The following is a 16,415-nucleotide window of genomic DNA, read 5'->3' on the forward strand; positions in this document are numbered from 1 at the left end:
CTTATGGATAGAAGACGAAGAGGTGATAGTCGGAGGGCTGGATGTCGGCCAGCGCGAAATGCAGCCGGACCGGTTGTTCCGAGCGCGGCGCGAAGCCGGCGGCCGCCGGCACGCCTGGCGGCAGGTACTCGGCGGGCGCGAACACGCGGCGCAGTACTGGCTTGTTGGCGGCGTCGGTCAGCTCCAGTTCGATGCTGGGCCAGGCCTGCACCAGGTTGCCCTGGTTGCGCAGCAGCGTGTTGAGCGAGTAGGTGCCCGGCCCCAGCGTCGCCAGTTCGCCGGTCTCGATGGCGAGGCTGTCGGCCTGGGCCGGCAGGTCGATGCGGCAGCCGAGCGCGGCGCACAGCCCCTGCAGCGCGGGCTTCAGGCCCGGATGGCGCGCCGCCAGCGTCGTGCGGAACTGGTACGCGGCCTGCACGGCCAGCGCCAGCGCCAGCACGACGCTGCCCGCGCCCATCAGCATGCGCCGGGTGCGGCCGCTGCGCTCCTGCCGGCGGCTGCGCTTGACGAATTCCGGCTCGTCGACGTCGTCGTGCGGCAGGCGCAGGCGCGGCGCCTCGATCCGGGTCGGCTTCAGGCTCGAGCGGCGCGTGCGCGCGTCGAGGGCGCGCGAGCGCGCCGACTTGGCGGCGGCGGACGCCAGCGGCGCATGGGACGCGTCGGCCGCCGATGCGCGCAGCGGCAGGGCGGCGGTCGCAATGCCGTCGTCGGCCGCGGCCATCACGGCCGGTACCGCAGCGGGGGCGGTTTCCGGCGCGTCCGGCGGCGCCGCGGACGGCGCCATGCCCTGGTCCGGAGCCGGCGCGCGCGCGTCGCCATGGTCGGCGCCGTGGTGGTGGTCGTCGTGGTCGTCGTGGTGGTCGTCGTCGTACGGCAGCGCCTGGGCGACGATTTCCTCGTCCACCGGCAGGTCGAAGGTGGGTTCGATGCGTTGCGCCGGACCGTCGGGCACGGTTGCCGGGGCGGATCCGGACTCGTGCACGGCCGGCTGGGGCACGACGCGCGCGCGCGGCGCGAACGCCGAGGCGGGCGGGGCCGGCGTCGGCGCGGTGTCGCCAGGCGGCGCGGCGCCTGGGGCGGCAGCGGCATCGGTATCGGCAGCGGCGTCCGGCGCGGCCCCGTGCAGCGGCTCCAGGCGCGGTTCGATGCGGCCGGCGGGCGCGTAGGTCGGCGGGGTGTCGGTGGCGGCCTGCGCGGCCTCGTTGGCCTCGGTTGCCTGCTGGGGGACGTCGGCGGCCGCCGCCACCAGGGTGTCCGGCTGGACGGCGGCGATGGCGGCGGCGGCGGGGTCGGGCGCGCCGGTGCCGGCATCCGCGCCACGGCTCGCATCAACGTCCGCGTCCCCATCCACAGCCCCGCCCACGTCCCCGTCCAGGTCCGCGTGCGCCTGCTCCGGCCGGCGGCGCGCCGCCGTGCGCCATACCTGCGGGCCGCTGTGCGTGAACGGCGTGGCGGGCGCCGTCATCGGGTGCGATGCCAGCGGCGCCGGCGCGGGGGCGGGCGCCGGTTGCGGTGCAGGATCGGTTTCGGTTTCGGCTTCGGGTGCGGCTTCGGCTTGCGGCACGACGTCCGGCAGGATGCCGAGCGGATCGAGCGCATGGTCGACGTCGATGGCGTAGACCGGCTGCGCCTCCCCGGACGGGGAGGGCGGCGGGGTCACGTCGGGAACCGCCGGGGCGGCGGGCGCCGGAGGGGCGGGCCGGGCGGCCGTCGCGGCCGCCAGGTCGACCAAGTGCGCGTTGCCGTCAAAGACCTGCTGGCAGGCGCCGCAGCGGACGATGCCGCCGCGGAGCTTGAGCTGGTCCGCGGCGACCCGGAAGGTGGTGTGGCAATGCGGGCACTGGGTGGCGAGCGCCATGCCTTGCTTACTGCTCGCCGGTGGAGCGCGGCTCCGGTGCGGTGTCCGCGCCGAGCCGCCCGTGCAGGGCGACCCAGCCATCGAGCTCGGCCCAGACGCCCAGCTTGATGAAGGGCGCGTAGGCGGCGGCCACTTCCTCGGCCTGGCGCGCCAGCACGCCCGACAGGATCAGCGACCCGCCCTCGGCCACGCGGCCCGAGAGCATCGGCGCCATCAGCTTCAGGGGGCTGGACAGGATGTTGGCCACGACGATGTCGAAGCGCTGGCCGCCGTGCGCCGAGGCGCCGAACGCGTCCGGCACGTAGAAGTCGATCGCGCAGCGGTTGCGCTCCGCGTTCAGCTTCGCCGATTCGATGGCCTGCTCGTCGATGTCGACGCCGGCCACGTCGGCCGCGCCGAGCTTCTTGGCGACCATCGCCAGGATGCCCGAGCCGCAGCCGTAGTCCAGCACCGACTTGCCCGGCGCCGGGTGGGCTTCCAGCCATTCCATGCACAGGCGCGTGGTCGGGTGGCTGCCGGTGCCGAAGGCGAGGCCCGGGTCCACTTCGAGGATCAGGGCGTCCGGATCCGGCGCCTCGTGCCAGCTCGGCACGACCCAGATGTTCTTGCCGATGTGGATCGGTTCGAACTGCGATTGCGTCAGGCGCACCCAGTCGGCGTCCGCCACGGCGCGCGTGGCGAAGCGGGGCGCCTGCGCCAGGCCGATGGCGGCCGCGGCGTCGGCGACGATGGCAGCCTGGTCGGCGTCTTCATCGGTCAGCGCCACCACGCGGCTATGGTCCCAGGCGGCCTGCTCGGGCACCATGCCCGGCTCGCCGAACAGCGGCTTCTCGGCATCGGTGCCTTCGTCGGCGTCCTCGACGGACACCGACAGCGCGCCCGCCTCCATCAGGGCATCGGACAGCCCCTCGGCGTGTTCGCGCGCGATTTCGATGACGACTTCGGTCCAGCTCATTGTTCGGCCTTTGCGTCTGCAGCCTTCGCTTCGGTCTTGGCGCCCAGCGCGCCATCCTTCGGCAGGTCCGGCTTGTGGGCCAGCTTCTGCTCCAGGTAATGGATGTTGGTGCCGCCTTCGATGAAGCGGGCGTCGACCATCAGTTCGCGGTGCAGCGGGATGTTGGTGAGGATACCCTCGACGACCATTTCCGACAACGCGATCTGCATGCGGCGGATCGCCTGGTCGCGGGTGGCGCCGTAGGCGATGACCTTGCCGACCATCGAATCGTAGTGCGGCGGCACGTAGTAGCCGGCGTAGGCATGCGAATCGACGCGGATGCCGGGGCCGCCCGGCGGATGCCAGCCGGTGATGCGGCCCGGCGACGGGGTGAACTTGAACGGGTCTTCCGCATTGATGCGGCACTCGATCGCGTGGCCCGACAGCATGATGTCGCGCTGGCGGAAGCGCAGCTTCTCGCCGCAGGCGATGCGGATCTGTTCCTGCACGATGTCGATGCCGGTGATCATCTCGGTGACCGGGTGTTCGACCTGCACGCGGGTGTTCATCTCGATGAAGTAGAACTCGCCGTTCTCGTACAGGAATTCGAAGGTGCCGGCGCCGCGGTAGCCGATCTTGCGGCAGGCTTCGGCGCAGCGGTCGCCGATGCGCTCGATCAGCTTGCGCGGGATGCCCGGCGCCGGCGCTTCCTCGATCACCTTCTGGTGGCGGCGCTGCATCGAGCAGTCGCGCTCGCCCAGCCAGACGGCCTGCTTGTGCTCGTCGGCCAGCACCTGGATTTCCACGTGGCGCGGATTCTCCAGGTATTTCTCCATATAGACTTCCGGATTGCCGAAGGCGGTGCCGGCTTCCGTCTTGGTCATGGCCACGGCGTTCAGCAGCGCGGCTTCGGTGTGCACGACGCGCATGCCGCGTCCGCCGCCGCCGCCGGCCGCCTTGATGATGACCGGATAGCCGATCTTGCGCGCGATGGTGACGATTTCCTTCGGGTCGTCCGGCAGGGCGCCGTCCGAGCCGGGCACGCAGGGCACGCCGGCGCGGATCATGGCCTGCTTGGCCGAGACCTTGTCGCCCATCAGGCGGATCGATTCCGGACGCGGGCCGATGAACACGAATCCCGATTTTTCGACGCGTTCGGCGAAGTCGGCGTTTTCCGACAGGAAGCCGTAGCCCGGGTGGATCGCTTCCGCGTCGGTCACTTCAGCCGCGCTGATGATCGCCGGCATGCTCAGGTAGCTTTGCGCCGATTGCGCCGGGCCGATACAGACGGACTCGTCGGCCAGCTTCACGTACTTGGCGTCCTTGTCGGCCTCGGAGTGCACGACGACCGTCTTGATGCCCATTTCGCGGCAGGCGCGCTGGATACGCAACGCGATTTCACCACGGTTGGCGATGAGGATTTTTTCAAACATGGTAAGTTCGGTGTTTCTGTGAGTGCCCGGCGGATTGCCGGGAAACGACATGGAATCGGTGGGCCGAAGGACAGAAGTCCGGAGACTTCCGTCCGGAAGGCTCCGGACTTCTCTGTCCGTAGACGATTGGGTGTCTTAACCGATCACGAACAGCGGTTGGCCGAATTCGACGGGCTGGCCATTTTCCACCAGGATCTTGGTGACGGTGCCGGAGAGGTCGGCATCGATTTCGTTGAGGAGCTTCATCGCTTCGATGATGCACAGGGTGTCGCCTTCCTTGACGGTGGCGCCGACTTCGACGAAGGCCGGGGCGCCCGGTGCCGAGGAACGGTAGAAGGTGCCGACCATCGGCGACTTGACCACGTGGCCGGTCGGCTCGGCGGGGGCGGCCGGCGCGGCCGCGGCCGGTGCCGGCGCGGCGGCCTGGACTGCCGGCGCCGAGAATTGCTGGACGCCCTGCTGCGGCACCATCATCATTTGATTCTGCGGGATTGCCGAGGATTTGACGATGCGAACCTTGCTTTCGCCTTCGGTAACTTCGAGCTCAGCGATGTCCGATTCGGCGACGAGGTCGATCAATGTCTTGAGTTTTCTTAGATCCATGTGAAACCCCTTGGAATTATTTGTTGTTGAGCATGTGTGGCGTCAGAGCGCACATCCTCACAGAATGCGTGAAGTTGACGTAGATTAACGCTGTTTCAGTGCAAAGTCGATGGCAAAGCGATATCCATCAGCGCCCAGCCCGCAGATCGTGCCAAGCGCGATCGCGGACAAAAACGAGTGCTGCCGAAACTCCTCACGCTTGTGAATATTGGAGATATGGACTTCCACAAATGGAATGTCGACCCCCGCCAGCGCATCGCGCAGCGCCACGCTGGTATGGGTCAGTCCGCCCGGGTTGATGACGATCGCGTCCACGCCCTCCGTCCTTGCTGCGTGGATACGATCGATCAGCGCTCCTTCATGGTTGCTCTGGAAGCAATCGAGACTGCCGCCTGCCGCCGCCGCCTGGTCACGGGCAGCCTGTTCGATGTCGGCCAACGTCGTTGCGCCATACACCGCAGGCTCGCGCGTCCCCAGCAGATTCAGGTTGGGGCCGTTGAGCAGCAGTAGCTTTTTCGCCATGTTGGAACCGTCTGTTTGCCCGAAAGACAGGCATTTTGCCGCCAACGTTACGGGTTGGCAAGCGATATGAGGAAGTCCGGAACGAAGTGAACGACCGTTCGCCGGACGCCCCGGCAACCTGCCATCAACCTTTCAGGGCCGCCAGGTCCGCGCGCAGCTGGTCGAACTTCAGGCGGCCCAGGTAGGTCTTGCGTACCTGCCCATCTGCGCCGATCAGGACGGTATAAGGCAGGCCGCCGTTCGCATTGCCCAGGCCGCGCGCCAGGTCGGTCGCGCCCAGGCCGCCCACGTAGAGCGGATAGGAAATCTTGATCTTCTTCGCGAATTCGGCGAGGTTGGTCGGCGAATCGATGCCGATGCCGATCACATGGAACGTCTTGCCGCCATCCCTGGCCGCCAGTTCGGACAGTTCCGGCATCTCCTGCACGCAGGGCGCGCACCAGGATGCCCAGAAATTCACCAGGAGCGGCTTGCCCTTCCACTGCGCCAGCGACTGCGGCTTGCCGGCCAGGTCGTTGAGCGACTGGGCGTACAGGTTCGCCGCCGCCGTGTGGGCGCGGCTGTCGGTCGGCGCGTAGCTGGTGGTGACGGGGCCCTTGGCGTCCTGGCGCACGCCGGCGATGGCGCCCAGGACCGTGAAGGCGGTGGCGAGGATGGCGTAACCCGCCAAATGTTTCTTGTTCATCGTTATTGCGGCTTGTCTTCGTTGATCATCAGGGCGCGCAGGCCGGCGGCGTCGACGCGCTGCAGGCGGCCGTCGGCGCGCGGCTTGAGCGCCCCGCGCAGGTCGTTCATTTCGTACAGTTCGGCGTGCACGGTTTCCTTTTGCCAGCCGAAGCTCACCGTCTCGACCGCGTCGTGGCGGCCGCCCCGGAAATGCGGCGTTTCCGAGATGTCGATGTCGACGCCGCGGCCCAGCAGCCAGATCTCGACTTCCTTGGCGCTGTCGACGAACAGTTGCAGGTGGATGTCGTCATGCTCGCCGGCGGTGCCGTTGAGCACGGCGCCCGTGAGGTAGGGACGGAAGTCGGCCAGCTGCTCCATCACTTCCAGCGCCGCCTGGCGCAGGCGCTTCAGGCGCGCGGCCTGGGCCGGGCCGTGGAACAGCGCCTGGTAGCGGCGTACCTCGTCCTCGACCTGGATATTATCGGGAAGATAATTGGGCGAAGGGCGGTCCACGCCCAGCACCTGGCGCGCCGCCTTGGCCTTGGCGGTGCCGTAGTCTGCCCCATCCTGGGCGATCATGCGCGCCGCCGTTGCTGCGATGCGTGCGCGCAAGGTTTGGAGGTCATCATTTGGATTAGGCATCATGTCCGAGATCATACTCTTGAACGGAAAATGGCATCGTGTCGGGTAGAATCGCGTATTCGTCTTTTCCCGTTGGACTCCAGACTTCATGCACATCCATATCCTCGGCATCTGCGGCACCTTCATGGGCGGGCTCGCCGTCCTGGCCAAGGAGGCCGGCCACCGCGTCACCGGCTGCGACGCCAACGTCTATCCCCCGATGAGCACCCAGCTCGAGGCCCAGGGCATCGAACTGATCCAGGGCTACGGCCCGGAACAGGTCAGCCTGAACCCGGACCTGTACGTGATCGGCAACGTGATGACTCGCGGCAATCCGCTGGTCGAGGAAATCCTGAACCGCGGCCTGCGCTACGTGTCCGGCCCGCAGTGGATCGGCGACCATATTTTGCGCGACAAGTGGGTGCTGGCCGTGGCCGGCACGCACGGCAAGACCACGACGACCTCGATGCTGGCCTGGATCCTGGAAGACGCGGACTATGCGCCGGGCTTCCTGATCGGCGGCGTGCCGATGAACTTCGGCGTCTCCGCGCGCCTGCATGGCGACAAGCCGTCCGACTTCTTCGTCATCGAGGCCGACGAGTACGACACGGCGTTCTTCGACAAGCGCTCGAAGTTCGTGCACTACCACGCCAAGACCGCCGTGTTGAACAACCTGGAGTACGACCACGCCGACATCTTCCCGGACATCGGCGCCATCGAGACCCAGTTCCACCACCTGGTGCGCACGGTGCCGGGCGTGGGCCGGCTGGTGGTGAACGGCGACGAGGCCTCGCTCGGGCGCGTGCTCAAGCGCGGTTGCTGGAGCGACAAGGAAAGCTTCGGCGCGGCCGAGGGGACCGACTGGAGCCTGGTCGAGCATCCGGGCGGCGCCAGCTTCGACGTGCTGTTCAAGGGCGAGGCCCAGGGCACCGTGCACTGGGAACTGAGCGGCAAGCACAACCGCAGCAACGCCCTGGCCGCCATCGCCGCCGCGCGCCACGTCGGCGTGCCGCCGGCCCAGGCCATCGCATCGCTGGCGCGCTTCCAGAGCGTCAAGCGGCGCATGGAAGTGCGCGGCACCGTGGGCGGCGTGACCGTCTACGACGACTTCGCCCACCACCCGACGGCGATCGCCACCACCGTCGGCGGCCTGCGCCAGAAGATCGGCACCGGCGAAAACGGCAAAGCCGGCCGCATCCTGGCCGTGCTGGAGCCGCGTTCGAACACGATGAAGCTGGGCGCGATGAAGGATGCGCTGCCGGGCAGCCTGAAGGATGCCGACCTGGTGTTCGGCTTCGGCAGCCAGCAGGCGCTGGGCTGGTCGCTGGGCGACGCGCTCAAGCCGCTGGGCGCGATCGCGCACAGCTTCGACCAGCTGGACTACCTGGTGCAGGCCGTCGTGCAGGCCGCGCAGCCGGGCGACCACGTGCTGGTGATGAGCAACGGCGGTTTCGGCGGCGTGCACCAGAAGCTGCTGGACGCGCTGGCGGCCCGCGGCGCATGAACGACCTGTCGTGCGCGGCGCCGGCCGGCCGCATCCTGTACCTGCACGGCTTCCGCTCGTCGCCGCGCTCGTTCAAGGCGCGCGTGGTGCAGGAGCGCATGACGCGCCTGCAGCGCGCCGGCGACCTGTTCTGCCCGCAGCTGCCGGCCTCGCCGCGGGCGGCGATGGACCTGGTGCTGGGCCTGGTCGAGCGCTACGCGGACGAACTGGCCATCATCGGTTCCTCGCTGGGCGGCTTCTACGCGACCTGGCTGGCGGAACGGCTGGGCTGCCGCGCCGTCGTCGTCAACCCGGCCGTCGACCCCTTGTCCCGGCTGGAACAGCACGTCGGTACGACGACGGCCTGGCACTCGGACGCGCCGTTCGAGTTTCGCCGCGAATACATCGACGAACTGGCCGCGCTGAAGGTGGAGCGGATCACCCGGCCGGAACGCTATTTCCTGCTGGCCGCCACCGGCGACGAGGTGCTCGACTACCGCGAGATGGTGGCGCACTACGCGGGCGGGCGCCAGCACGTGATCGACGGCAGCGACCATGCGATCCCGGAGTTCGGGGACCATGTCGACGAGGTGCTGGCGTTCTGCGGCATCGTCGACCGGCAGGGCGACGGCAAGGACAAGGGCGAGGAGAAAGGCAAGGACAAGGGCGCGACCGGATCGGACCCGGCGCGTTGAGGCCGGCATCGCTGCGCCGCGCCCGCTGGCTGGCGCATCCGGACGGCGTGCGCGCGCCGGCCGCCATGCGCGACTGGCTGGCGACGCCCGGTTCGCTGACCGCGCGCCTGGTGGCGCACAGCCGCCAGTTCCGCGTGCAGAAGCTGCGCCAGGCCGGCAATGCCTGCCTGGCCGACGAGGCGCAGGCAGTCGGCCTGCCGCGCGCGCGGCGCGTGCTGGAGCGCGAGGTGCTGCTGCGCTGCGACGGCGTGCCGGTGGTGTATGGCCACACGGTCGTGCCGCTGGCGGCGACGGCCAGCGACTGGCCGCTGTTTTCCGCGCTGGGCGAACGCTCGCTCGGCACGACGCTGTTTTACGATCCGCTGGTGCGGCGCGGTCGACTGGAATTCGCCCGGATCCGTCCGGGGCATCCGCTGCTGGCGCGCGTGCGCGCGGCGCTGGCGGCGAACGGCGTGCCGTTCGCCGCGGATGCCACCTGTTTTGCGCGGCGCTGCGTCTATCGTCGCCGTCAAGGCCTGCTGCTGGTCACCGAGGTATTCTTGCCGGCGGTGCTGACGCTGCCGGCCACACCCATCAAGAACACGAAATAACATCATGAACGTATTTTTCGAAGAATCCGGCGACTTCAAGGTCGGCACCGTGTTGTCGCAGGCCGGCGAGGCCTACCAGGTCGAGATGCCCAGCGGGAAGCGCACCAAGGTCAAGGCGCGCGACGTGATGCTGCAGTTCGACAAGCCTGACCCGGCCACGCTGCTGGAGCAGGCCAAGGGCGTCGCGCTCGAGGTCGACCTGGAGTTCCTGTGGGAAGTCGCGGGCGAGGAAGAATTCGGCTTCGCCGAGCTGGGCGCCGAGTACTTCGGCCACGCGCCGCTGCCGTTCGAGGCGGCCGGCCTGGTGCTGGCGCTGCACAATGCCCCGATCTACTTCTATAAAAAGGGGCGCGGCCGCTACAAGGCGGCGCCCGAGCAGTCGCTGCGCGCGGCGCTGGCCGGCATCGAAAAGAAGAAGCAGCAGGCCATCGTGCAGGCATCCTACGTCGAGGAACTCAAGGCGGGCCGGCTGCCGGCCGCGCTGCAGCCGCTGGTGCAGCAGTTGCTGTTCAAGCCCGACAAGAACAGCATCGAGTTCAAGGCGCTGGACACCGCGGCCAGCGAGCTGCAGACCACGGCGCAGCGCCTGATGCTGACCACCGGCGGCATCGCCTCGGCCAAGGAACTGCACATGGCGCGCTTCCTGTTCGAGCACTTCCCGCGCGGCGCCGGCTTCGCGCCGGTCGCGGTGCCGGCGGCGCCGGCCGACCTGCCGCTGGCCAGCGTGGCCGCGTTCTCGATCGACGACGTGACCACCACCGAGATCGACGATGCCTTCTCGGTCGAGCGGCTGGACGACGGCACCGTGCGCGTGGGCATCCACATCGCCGCGCCGGGCCTGGGCATCCGCCCGGACGACGCCATCGACAAGATCGCGCGCGCGCGCATGTCGACCGTCTACATGCCGGGCGACAAGATCACGATGCTGCCGGACGAGGTCGTCGACGCGTTCACGCTGGCCGAGGGCAAGGATTGCCCGGCGCTGTCGCTGTACGCGACGCTCGATCCCAACGACTGGTCGGTGCTGTCGACCGAGACGCGCGCCGAGCGCGTGCCGATCCAGGACAACCTGCGCCACAACGACCTCGACGAGCTGGTCAACGAGGACACCCTGGCCAGCGGGGCCGGCGACTATCCGCACAAGGAAGCGATGGGCCTGCTGTGGCAGTGGGCGCTCAAGCTGGAAGCGGGCCGCATGCAGAAGCGCGAAGCCTTCGGCCTGAAGCCCGAGCAGGCCAACCGGGTCGACTTCAATTTCTACGTCGAGGACGACGTCGTCACCATCCTGCGCCGCAAGCGCGGCGCGCCGCTGGACAAGATCGTGGCCGAGCTGATGATCTTCGCCAACAGCACCTGGGGCAAGCTGCTGCACGACTGCGGCGTGCCGGGCATCTACCGCTCGCAGGGGCCGGGCGCCGGCGGCTGGGCCGCCAAGATGCAGGTGCGCATGGTCACGCACGCGGCGCCGCACCAGGGCCTGGGCGTCGACCAGTACGCCTGGAGCACCTCGCCGCTGCGCCGCTACACCGACCTGGTCAACCAGTGGCAGATCCTGGCCTGCGCCAGCCATGGCGTGACGGCCCCGCTGGTGGCGCCGTTCAAGCACCGCGACGCGACGCTGTTCTCGATCGTCTCGGCGTTCGACGCCGCCTACGGCGCCTACAACGACTTCCAGCAGAACATGGAACGTTACTGGTGCCTGCGCTGGCTGGGCCAGGAACACGCGCGCCAGGTCGACGCCGTGGTGCTGAAGGACGAGGTGCTGCGCCTGGTCGAGATCCCGCTGGTGATCCGCCTGCCGGGCATGCCGCAGGCCGCGCGCGGCGCCCAGGTGCGCCTGGACATCGTGCGCTGGGACGAGGTCGACCTGACGCTGGAGGCGCGCCTGCTCGAGGTGGCCGCGGCGGCGCCGGAAGGCGCGGAGCTGGGCCTGGACGAGGACGAGGCCGAGGAGGCGGGCGCCGACACCGGCGAAGCCGCGGCCGCCGAGGGCGCGGAAGCGGAGGGCAGCGTCACCGTGGTCGACCCGGAGACGCAGACCGACGTGGCGGCGGAGCCGGCGGATCCGCATACTGCCGCTTGAGCCATGGCGTCGTCTGGTGGGCCCCCGTGCCCGCCAGGCGTGCCGAGCGCCGGCCCATGCCCACGCATTGCCACCCGGTCAACCGGTCTTGAAACGGCGACAATCCCCTGTTGCTTGCAAGACCGATACTTTCCTCCGATCCTCGCAAAGACGCCGCGCCGCACGGTAGAATGGGGAGTTCCATGACACCAACCGTCCCACCCCGCAGCGCGTGAACACCCTTCGCCACAACCGTCCCCTGATGATCGCCATCGCCTGTTCGGTGCTGGCGCATGCCTGCCTGCTGGCGGTCCGCTTCGCGGCGCCGGACGCGTTCCGGCTGCAGCCGGCCGATCCGGGACTGGAAGTCATCCTCGTCAACGCCAAGCACCAGCGCGCGCCCCTGAAGGCCGAGGCGCTGGCCCAGGCCAACCTGGACGGCGGCGGCAACGCCGAGTCCGGGCGCGCCCAGTCGCCGCTGCCGGACCTGCGCAAGGTCGAGGACGGCGACAGCATCAAGGGCCTGCAGCGCCGCATCGCCGAGCTGGAGCAGCAGCAGAAGAACATCCTGACGCAGACCCGGGCGTCGCGCTTGAACGCCGCGCCGGTGGCCGAGCGCGCCAAGCCGGACCCGACCCGCAACGGCGCCGACGACGTCGACAGCACCCACGCGATCGCGCGCATGACGGCCGAGATCACCCAGCGCATTTCGGACGAGAACAAGCGCCCGCGCAAGACCTTCATCAGCCCCAGCACGCGCGAGGCCGGCTACGCCATGTACTACAAGGCGATGCAGAAGCGGGTCGAGGAAACCGGCACGCTGAACTTCCCGCAGCAGGACGGGCGCAAGCTGTACGGCGAGCTGATCGTCTACATCCCGATCTTCCAGGACGGCGCCATCTACGAGAAGGAGGGCGGTCCGCGCATCGAGCGCAGCTCCGGCAACCCGGCGCTGGACCGCGCCGCGCTGGCCATCGTGCGCCGCGCGGCGCCGTTCGGCAAGTTCCCGGCGAACATGCGTTCCTCGGACAAGGACGACCTGTGGATCGTGATCACCCGCTTCCGCTTCACGCGCGAGGAAAAGCTGCAGGCGGAACTGCGCGGCGATGGCGCGTAAAAAAAAATTTCCCAAAACCGGGCTCTGACCCCGGCTCTGACCCCGGTTTGATGTATTCGAGGTGCCATGACAGATAAATATTGCGTGATCGGGAACCCGATCGCCCACAGCAAATCGCCCGAGATCCATGCCGCTTTTGCGCGCGAGACCGGCCAGGACATCGCCTACGAACGCCGGCTGGCGCCGCTCGACGGCTTTGCCGATACCGTGCGCGCCCTGGTGGCGCAGGGCTACCGCGGCGCCAACGTCACCGTGCCGTTCAAGCTGGAGGCCGCCGCCATCGCCACCCGGCTGGAGGAGCGGGCGCGCCTGGCGGGGGCGGTGAACACGCTGCGCTTCGACGGCATCGAGATCGTCGGCGACAACACGGACGGGGCGGGCCTGGTGGCCGACATCGTGCGCAATGCCGGCGTGGCGCTGGCGGGCCGGCGCGTGCTGCTGCTGGGCGCGGGCGGCGCGGCGCGCGGCGTCGTGCTGCCGTTCCTGCAGCAGGGACCGGCCGCCATCGTCATCGCCAACCGCACGCGCGCCACGGCCGACGCGCTGGCCGCGCAGTTCGCCGGCCACGCCGCGCCCGGCCAGGTCGTCGCCTGCGGCTTCGAGGACATCGCGGGGAGCGGCGCGCCGTTCGACGTGGTCGTCAACGCGACGTCGGCGAGCCTGTCCGCGGCCATGCCGCCGGTGCCGGCCGCGGCGTTTTGCCAAGGCACGCTGGCATTGGATATGATGTACGGAAAATTGCCGAGTCCGTTCATGGCATTCGCCGCCCGCCACGGCGCGGCGACCCGCGACGGCCTGGGCATGCTGGTCGAACAGGCCGCCGAAGCCTTCTTCGGCTGGCGCGGCGTGCGGCCGGCGACGTCGGCGGTCCTGGAACGGATGCGCTCCACCCTATAAGACGACAAGAAGACCACCATGCTCGATGCGCTCAAGGCCGGAACGGCCGCCCGGCCGAAGAAAGCGAAGAAGGCGCAGTCCGGGGGCCGGCGCTGGCTGAAATGGATATTCCTCGGTCCGCTGCTGGCCGTGCTGCTGGTGCAGCTGTACTTCTTCCTGATGATCTGCTGGTGGACGCAGTTCGATCCCTCGTCGACCAGCATGATGCGCCAGCAACTGTCGGCGCTGCGCGCGACCAATCCGGATGCGAAGCTGGAACAGGTGTGGGTGCCGTACGAGCGCATCTCGAACAACCTCAAGCGCGCCGTGATCGCTTCCGAGGACGCCAACTTCGTCGATCACGATGGCGTCGACTGGGATGCGCTGGAAAAGGCCTACGAGCGCAACAACAAGCGCCACAAGGTGGTCGGCGGCGGTTCCACCATCACCCAGCAGCTGGCCAAGAACCTGTTCCTGTCCGGCTCGCGCAACTACCTGCGCAAGGGCCAGGAACTGGTCATCGCCTACATGCTGGAAATGGTGATGAGCAAGCAGCGCATCCTGGAAATCTACCTGAACGTGGTGGAGTTCGGCCGCGGCGTGTTCGGCGCCGAAGCCGCCGCGCGCCACTACTACCGCACCTCGGCCGCCAGCCTGAACGCCACCCAGTCCGCGCGCCTGGCCGTGATGCTGCCGAACCCGCGCTACTACGACCGCCACCGCGACACCAGCTACCTGACCCGCCGCACCGGCATCGTCCTGCGCCGCATGCGCGCCGCCGACCTGCCCTAAATCAAACCGGGGTCAGAGCCGGGGTCAGAGCCCGAATTTTGGCAATTTCCTGAAAGTACAAAAAACGGTCGGAGCTTTGGTCACCGGACATTTCCAAAAACCGGGCTCTGACCCCGGCTCTGACCCCGGTTTGAGAGAACGTAAATGGATAAATTGGTTTCGGAATTAACAAGGTTGTATTTGATGCCCGGCAGGGCGGTGCCGCAGGGGGAGGGGTGCGTGGCTGTCGATCTGGCAGGGGCGGATGGGATGGTGCGTGCCATCGCGCTGCCGTTCCGTCCGGTGGCCGGGGCGGACATGGGACACTGGGAGCGCCTGTGTGCGCTCGCCAATGCGCTGCAGGACGAGCTCGGCCTGCCGGCGCCGGCCGTCAGCGTGGCCAGCGCCGGTGGTTATGTGCTGTGGCTGTCGCTGGAACAGCCGGTCGCGGCGGCCGAGGCGCGTCGCTTCGTGGACTTGCTGGCGCTGGCCCATCCGGCGCTGGCCCTGCCCGTCGATGCGATCGGCGCGCCGGTCGCGCTGCCGCCCTGCCTGGATCCCGCCACCGGCAAGTGGGCCGCGTTCATCCATCCCGGCATGGGCGCCTCGTTCGCCGACGAGTCCGGCCTCGACATGGCGCCGCCAGCGGCCGGGCAGGTCGGTTTCCTGGAAGGCCTGCAGTCCATCGATGCGGCGCAGTGGCACGCCGCCTTCGACCGCTTGCAGCCTGCCGCGCCGACGCAGGCGCCGTCGCCGCCGCCCGCGCCCGCAGCGGCGCCGGCGCCATCGCCCCGCCCGTCGCCCCGCCTGCCCGGGGCGCTCCCGGAGGACCTGCTGTTGAAGGACGCGACGCTGGAAGACATCGTGCGTTTCCTGCACGCCAGAAACATCGAGCCGACGTTCCGCCACCTCCTTCCGCCGGCCTGAGCCACGGCCCGGGGCGCCTTGTTTGCCGGGCGAAATGTTGTTTTGGGGTGGCCGGTCTCTGGCCTTACGGGTACACTTGCGCTGTTTCCGAATCCGGCCCAAGAAAGAGCGCATGATCAACGTATTTGTCCTACAAAATGGCCGACTGAACCAGGTGCCGATCGCCTCGCGCGCCGACCTGGAGAACGTTGAGGCGGTCTGGGTCGACCTGAACGATCCCACCGACGAGGAACGCGCCTGGGTCAAGGCCAAGTACGACGTGGTGCTACCGGGCGAGGACGAAGTATCGGATATCGAAGCCTCCGCGCGCTATTACGAGGGCGAGAACGGCGACCTGCACCTGCGCACCGATTTCCTGCGCGAGGAAGAGGACGGGCCGTCGCGCATCGTCACCGTCGCCTTCATCCTGTCCAAGAAAGTCCTGTTCTCGGTCCACGTCGACGACTTGCCGGTGTTCCGCCTGGTGCGCCTGCGCGCGCGCTCGCGTCCCGGCTCGATCGAGGATTACATGGACGTGCTGCTCGACCTGTACGCCACCGACGCCGAGTACTCGGCCGATGCGCTGGAAGGCATCTACGAAAGCCTGGAGGCGGTCAGCCAGCGCGTGCTGCAGAAGGAATTCACCGACCAGGACGCGGCCGCCGCGCTGAATGCGATCGCCCACGAGGAAGACTTGAACGGCCGCATCCGCCGCAACATGATGGATACCCGGCGCGCCGTCAGCTTCCTGATGCGCGGCCGCCTGCTGAACTCGGAACAGTTCGAGGAGGCGCGCCAGATCCTGCGCGACATCGAGTCGCTGGACGGCCATACCTCGTTCCTGTTCGATAAGGTGAACTTCCTGATGGACGCCACCGTCGGCTTCATCAACATCAACCAGAACAAGATCATCAAGATCTTCTCGGTGGCGTCGGTCGCCTTCCTGCCGCCGACGCTGATCGCCAGCATCTACGGCATGAACTTCGAATTCCTGCCGGAGCTGCACTGGAAGTTCGGCTACGGCTGGTCGTTGTCCCTGATGGTCGTCAGCGCCATCGCGCCATTCCTGTATTTCCGCCACCGCGGCTGGCTCAAGTAACGTCACGCCCCGCCCGCATGGGCATGCATTTCCGCTGCATGCCCGCTCTCCCTCGATACGTTCGCGCATGGCAAGAATGTTCAAGCATGTTGACATGTGAATGAGAATTGTTATCATTCGTGTTTTCAATACGCTGCCTGCATGATACAGGAACAGCGTGTCCTCATTCACACACGACG

16 protein-coding genes are annotated in these 16,415 nt (G+C 68.3%); 9 read left to right on the forward strand and 7 right to left on the reverse strand.

The window, feature by feature from the left end:
• Position 1: 1 nt before the first annotated feature.
• The 7 genes from QZ749_RS05450 to QZ749_RS05480 all read right to left on the reverse strand — a co-directional run bounded on the left by QZ749_RS05450 (position 2) and on the right by QZ749_RS05480 (position 6,661).
• On the reverse strand, positions 2 to 1,858 hold the full coding sequence (locus tag QZ749_RS05450; protein WP_296944196.1) for a DUF3426 domain-containing protein: 1,857 nt from the start codon (positions 1,856 to 1,858) through the stop codon (positions 2 to 4).
• Positions 1,859 to 1,865: 7 nt separating this feature from the next.
• The gene (prmA, locus tag QZ749_RS05455) at positions 1,866 to 2,813 is read right to left on the reverse strand and encodes a 50S ribosomal protein L11 methyltransferase (RefSeq protein WP_296944199.1); all 948 of its coding nucleotides are present in this window, start codon (positions 2,811 to 2,813) and stop codon (positions 1,866 to 1,868) included.
• A complete protein-coding gene (gene accC, locus QZ749_RS05460) occupies positions 2,810 to 4,225 on the reverse strand; it encodes an acetyl-CoA carboxylase biotin carboxylase subunit (RefSeq protein WP_296944201.1) in 1,416 nt (471 codons plus the stop codon). The genes prmA and accC overlap by 4 nt, the downstream gene beginning before the upstream one ends.
• Positions 4,226 to 4,360: 135 nt before the next feature.
• Positions 4,361 to 4,828 carry an acetyl-CoA carboxylase biotin carboxyl carrier protein gene (accB, locus tag QZ749_RS05465; RefSeq protein ID WP_296944203.1) on the reverse strand — a complete coding sequence of 156 codons (468 nt, stop codon included), beginning with the start codon at positions 4,826 to 4,828 and terminating at the stop codon, positions 4,361 to 4,363.
• An 84-nt stretch (positions 4,829 to 4,912) separates the two neighbouring features.
• Positions 4,913 to 5,350 carry a type II 3-dehydroquinate dehydratase gene (gene aroQ, locus QZ749_RS05470; RefSeq protein ID WP_296944205.1) on the reverse strand — a complete coding sequence of 146 codons (438 nt, stop codon included), beginning with the start codon at positions 5,348 to 5,350 and terminating at the stop codon, positions 4,913 to 4,915.
• Between the two features lie 124 nt (positions 5,351 to 5,474).
• Complete coding sequence (locus QZ749_RS05475) at positions 5,475 to 6,035, reverse strand: TlpA disulfide reductase family protein (RefSeq protein ID WP_296944206.1); 561 nt, start codon at positions 6,033 to 6,035, stop codon at positions 5,475 to 5,477.
• Positions 6,036 to 6,037: 2 nt separating this feature from the next.
• Positions 6,038 to 6,661, reverse strand: coding sequence for a hypothetical protein (locus QZ749_RS05480; protein ID WP_296944208.1), 624 nt, complete (start codon positions 6,659 to 6,661; stop codon positions 6,038 to 6,040).
• Between the two features lie 85 nt (positions 6,662 to 6,746).
• On the opposite strand from QZ749_RS05480, the gene mpl reads away from it, so the two are divergent.
• The 9 genes from mpl (at position 6,747) to corA (ending at position 16,236) form a co-directional block, all read left to right on the forward strand.
• Positions 6,747 to 8,141 carry a UDP-N-acetylmuramate:L-alanyl-gamma-D-glutamyl-meso-diaminopimelate ligase gene (gene mpl, locus QZ749_RS05485; protein ID WP_296944211.1) on the forward strand — a complete coding sequence of 465 codons (1,395 nt, stop codon included), beginning with the start codon at positions 6,747 to 6,749 and terminating at the stop codon, positions 8,139 to 8,141.
• A complete protein-coding gene (locus QZ749_RS05490; protein ID WP_296944214.1) occupies positions 8,138 to 8,815 on the forward strand; it encodes a YqiA/YcfP family alpha/beta fold hydrolase in 678 nt (225 codons plus the stop codon). The genes mpl and QZ749_RS05490 overlap by 4 nt, the downstream gene beginning before the upstream one ends.
• The gene (locus QZ749_RS05495) at positions 8,812 to 9,405 is read left to right on the forward strand and encodes a chorismate lyase (RefSeq protein ID WP_296944216.1); all 594 of its coding nucleotides are present in this window, start codon (positions 8,812 to 8,814) and stop codon (positions 9,403 to 9,405) included. The genes QZ749_RS05490 and QZ749_RS05495 overlap by 4 nt, the downstream gene beginning before the upstream one ends.
• 4 nt (positions 9,406 to 9,409) lie before the next feature.
• Positions 9,410 to 11,488: a ribonuclease catalytic domain-containing protein gene (locus tag QZ749_RS05500; protein WP_296944219.1), complete on the forward strand. Its 2,079-nt coding sequence runs from the start codon at positions 9,410 to 9,412 to the stop codon at positions 11,486 to 11,488.
• 241 nt (positions 11,489 to 11,729) lie between these two features.
• On the forward strand, positions 11,730 to 12,584 hold the full coding sequence (locus QZ749_RS05505) for a TonB family protein (protein ID WP_296944546.1): 855 nt from the start codon (positions 11,730 to 11,732) through the stop codon (positions 12,582 to 12,584).
• A gap of 66 nt (positions 12,585 to 12,650) precedes the next feature.
• Positions 12,651 to 13,481, forward strand: coding sequence for a shikimate dehydrogenase (gene aroE / locus QZ749_RS05510; protein ID WP_296944222.1), 831 nt, complete (start codon positions 12,651 to 12,653; stop codon positions 13,479 to 13,481).
• A gap of 18 nt (positions 13,482 to 13,499) precedes the next feature.
• Positions 13,500 to 14,252 carry a monofunctional biosynthetic peptidoglycan transglycosylase gene (gene mtgA, locus QZ749_RS05515; RefSeq protein ID WP_296944224.1) on the forward strand — a complete coding sequence of 251 codons (753 nt, stop codon included), beginning with the start codon at positions 13,500 to 13,502 and terminating at the stop codon, positions 14,250 to 14,252.
• A gap of 249 nt (positions 14,253 to 14,501) precedes the next feature.
• Entirely contained in the window at positions 14,502 to 15,158 is a 657-nt protein-coding gene (locus QZ749_RS05520) for a hypothetical protein (protein ID WP_296944227.1), read from the forward strand.
• A 112-nt stretch (positions 15,159 to 15,270) separates the two neighbouring features.
• Complete coding sequence (corA, locus tag QZ749_RS05525) at positions 15,271 to 16,236, forward strand: magnesium/cobalt transporter CorA (protein ID WP_296944230.1); 966 nt, start codon at positions 15,271 to 15,273, stop codon at positions 16,234 to 16,236.
• Positions 16,237 to 16,415: the final 179 nt, after the last annotated feature.

The organism is uncultured Massilia sp., assembly GCF_913773735.1.
Classification (GTDB): domain Bacteria; phylum Pseudomonadota; class Gammaproteobacteria; order Burkholderiales; family Burkholderiaceae_D; genus Telluria.

What these genes read in the sequence shown, in the direction of transcription:
- accB (WP_296944203.1), bottom strand. Translation starts at nt 4,828, where the DNA reads ATGGATCTAAGAAAACTCAAGACATTGATCGACCTCGTCGCCGAATCG.
- prmA (WP_296944199.1), bottom strand. Translation starts at nt 2,813, where the DNA reads ATGAGCTGGACCGAAGTCGTCATCGAAATCGCGCGCGAACACGCCGAG.
- corA (WP_296944230.1), top strand. Translation starts at nt 15,271, where the DNA reads ATGATCAACGTATTTGTCCTACAAAATGGCCGACTGAACCAGGTGCCG.
- aroQ (WP_296944205.1), bottom strand. Translation starts at nt 5,350, where the DNA reads ATGGCGAAAAAGCTACTGCTGCTCAACGGCCCCAACCTGAATCTGCTG.
- QZ749_RS05450 (WP_296944196.1), bottom strand. Translation starts at nt 1,858, where the DNA reads ATGGCGCTCGCCACCCAGTGCCCGCATTGCCACACCACCTTCCGGGTC.
- QZ749_RS05500 (WP_296944219.1), top strand. Translation starts at nt 9,410, where the DNA reads ATGAACGTATTTTTCGAAGAATCCGGCGACTTCAAGGTCGGCACCGTG.
- accC (WP_296944201.1), bottom strand. Translation starts at nt 4,225, where the DNA reads ATGTTTGAAAAAATCCTCATCGCCAACCGTGGTGAAATCGCGTTGCGT.
- QZ749_RS05520 (WP_296944227.1), top strand. Translation starts at nt 14,502, where the DNA reads ATGGTGCGTGCCATCGCGCTGCCGTTCCGTCCGGTGGCCGGGGCGGAC.
- mpl (WP_296944211.1), top strand. Translation starts at nt 6,747, where the DNA reads ATGCACATCCATATCCTCGGCATCTGCGGCACCTTCATGGGCGGGCTC.
- QZ749_RS05475 (WP_296944206.1), bottom strand. Translation starts at nt 6,035, where the DNA reads ATGAACAAGAAACATTTGGCGGGTTACGCCATCCTCGCCACCGCCTTC.
- aroE (WP_296944222.1), top strand. Translation starts at nt 12,651, where the DNA reads ATGACAGATAAATATTGCGTGATCGGGAACCCGATCGCCCACAGCAAA.
- mtgA (WP_296944224.1), top strand. Translation starts at nt 13,500, where the DNA reads ATGCTCGATGCGCTCAAGGCCGGAACGGCCGCCCGGCCGAAGAAAGCG.
- QZ749_RS05480 (WP_296944208.1), bottom strand. Translation starts at nt 6,661, where the DNA reads ATGATGCCTAATCCAAATGATGACCTCCAAACCTTGCGCGCACGCATC.
- QZ749_RS05490 (WP_296944214.1), top strand. Translation starts at nt 8,138, where the DNA reads ATGAACGACCTGTCGTGCGCGGCGCCGGCCGGCCGCATCCTGTACCTG.
- QZ749_RS05505 (WP_296944546.1), top strand. Translation starts at nt 11,730, where the DNA reads ATGATCGCCATCGCCTGTTCGGTGCTGGCGCATGCCTGCCTGCTGGCG.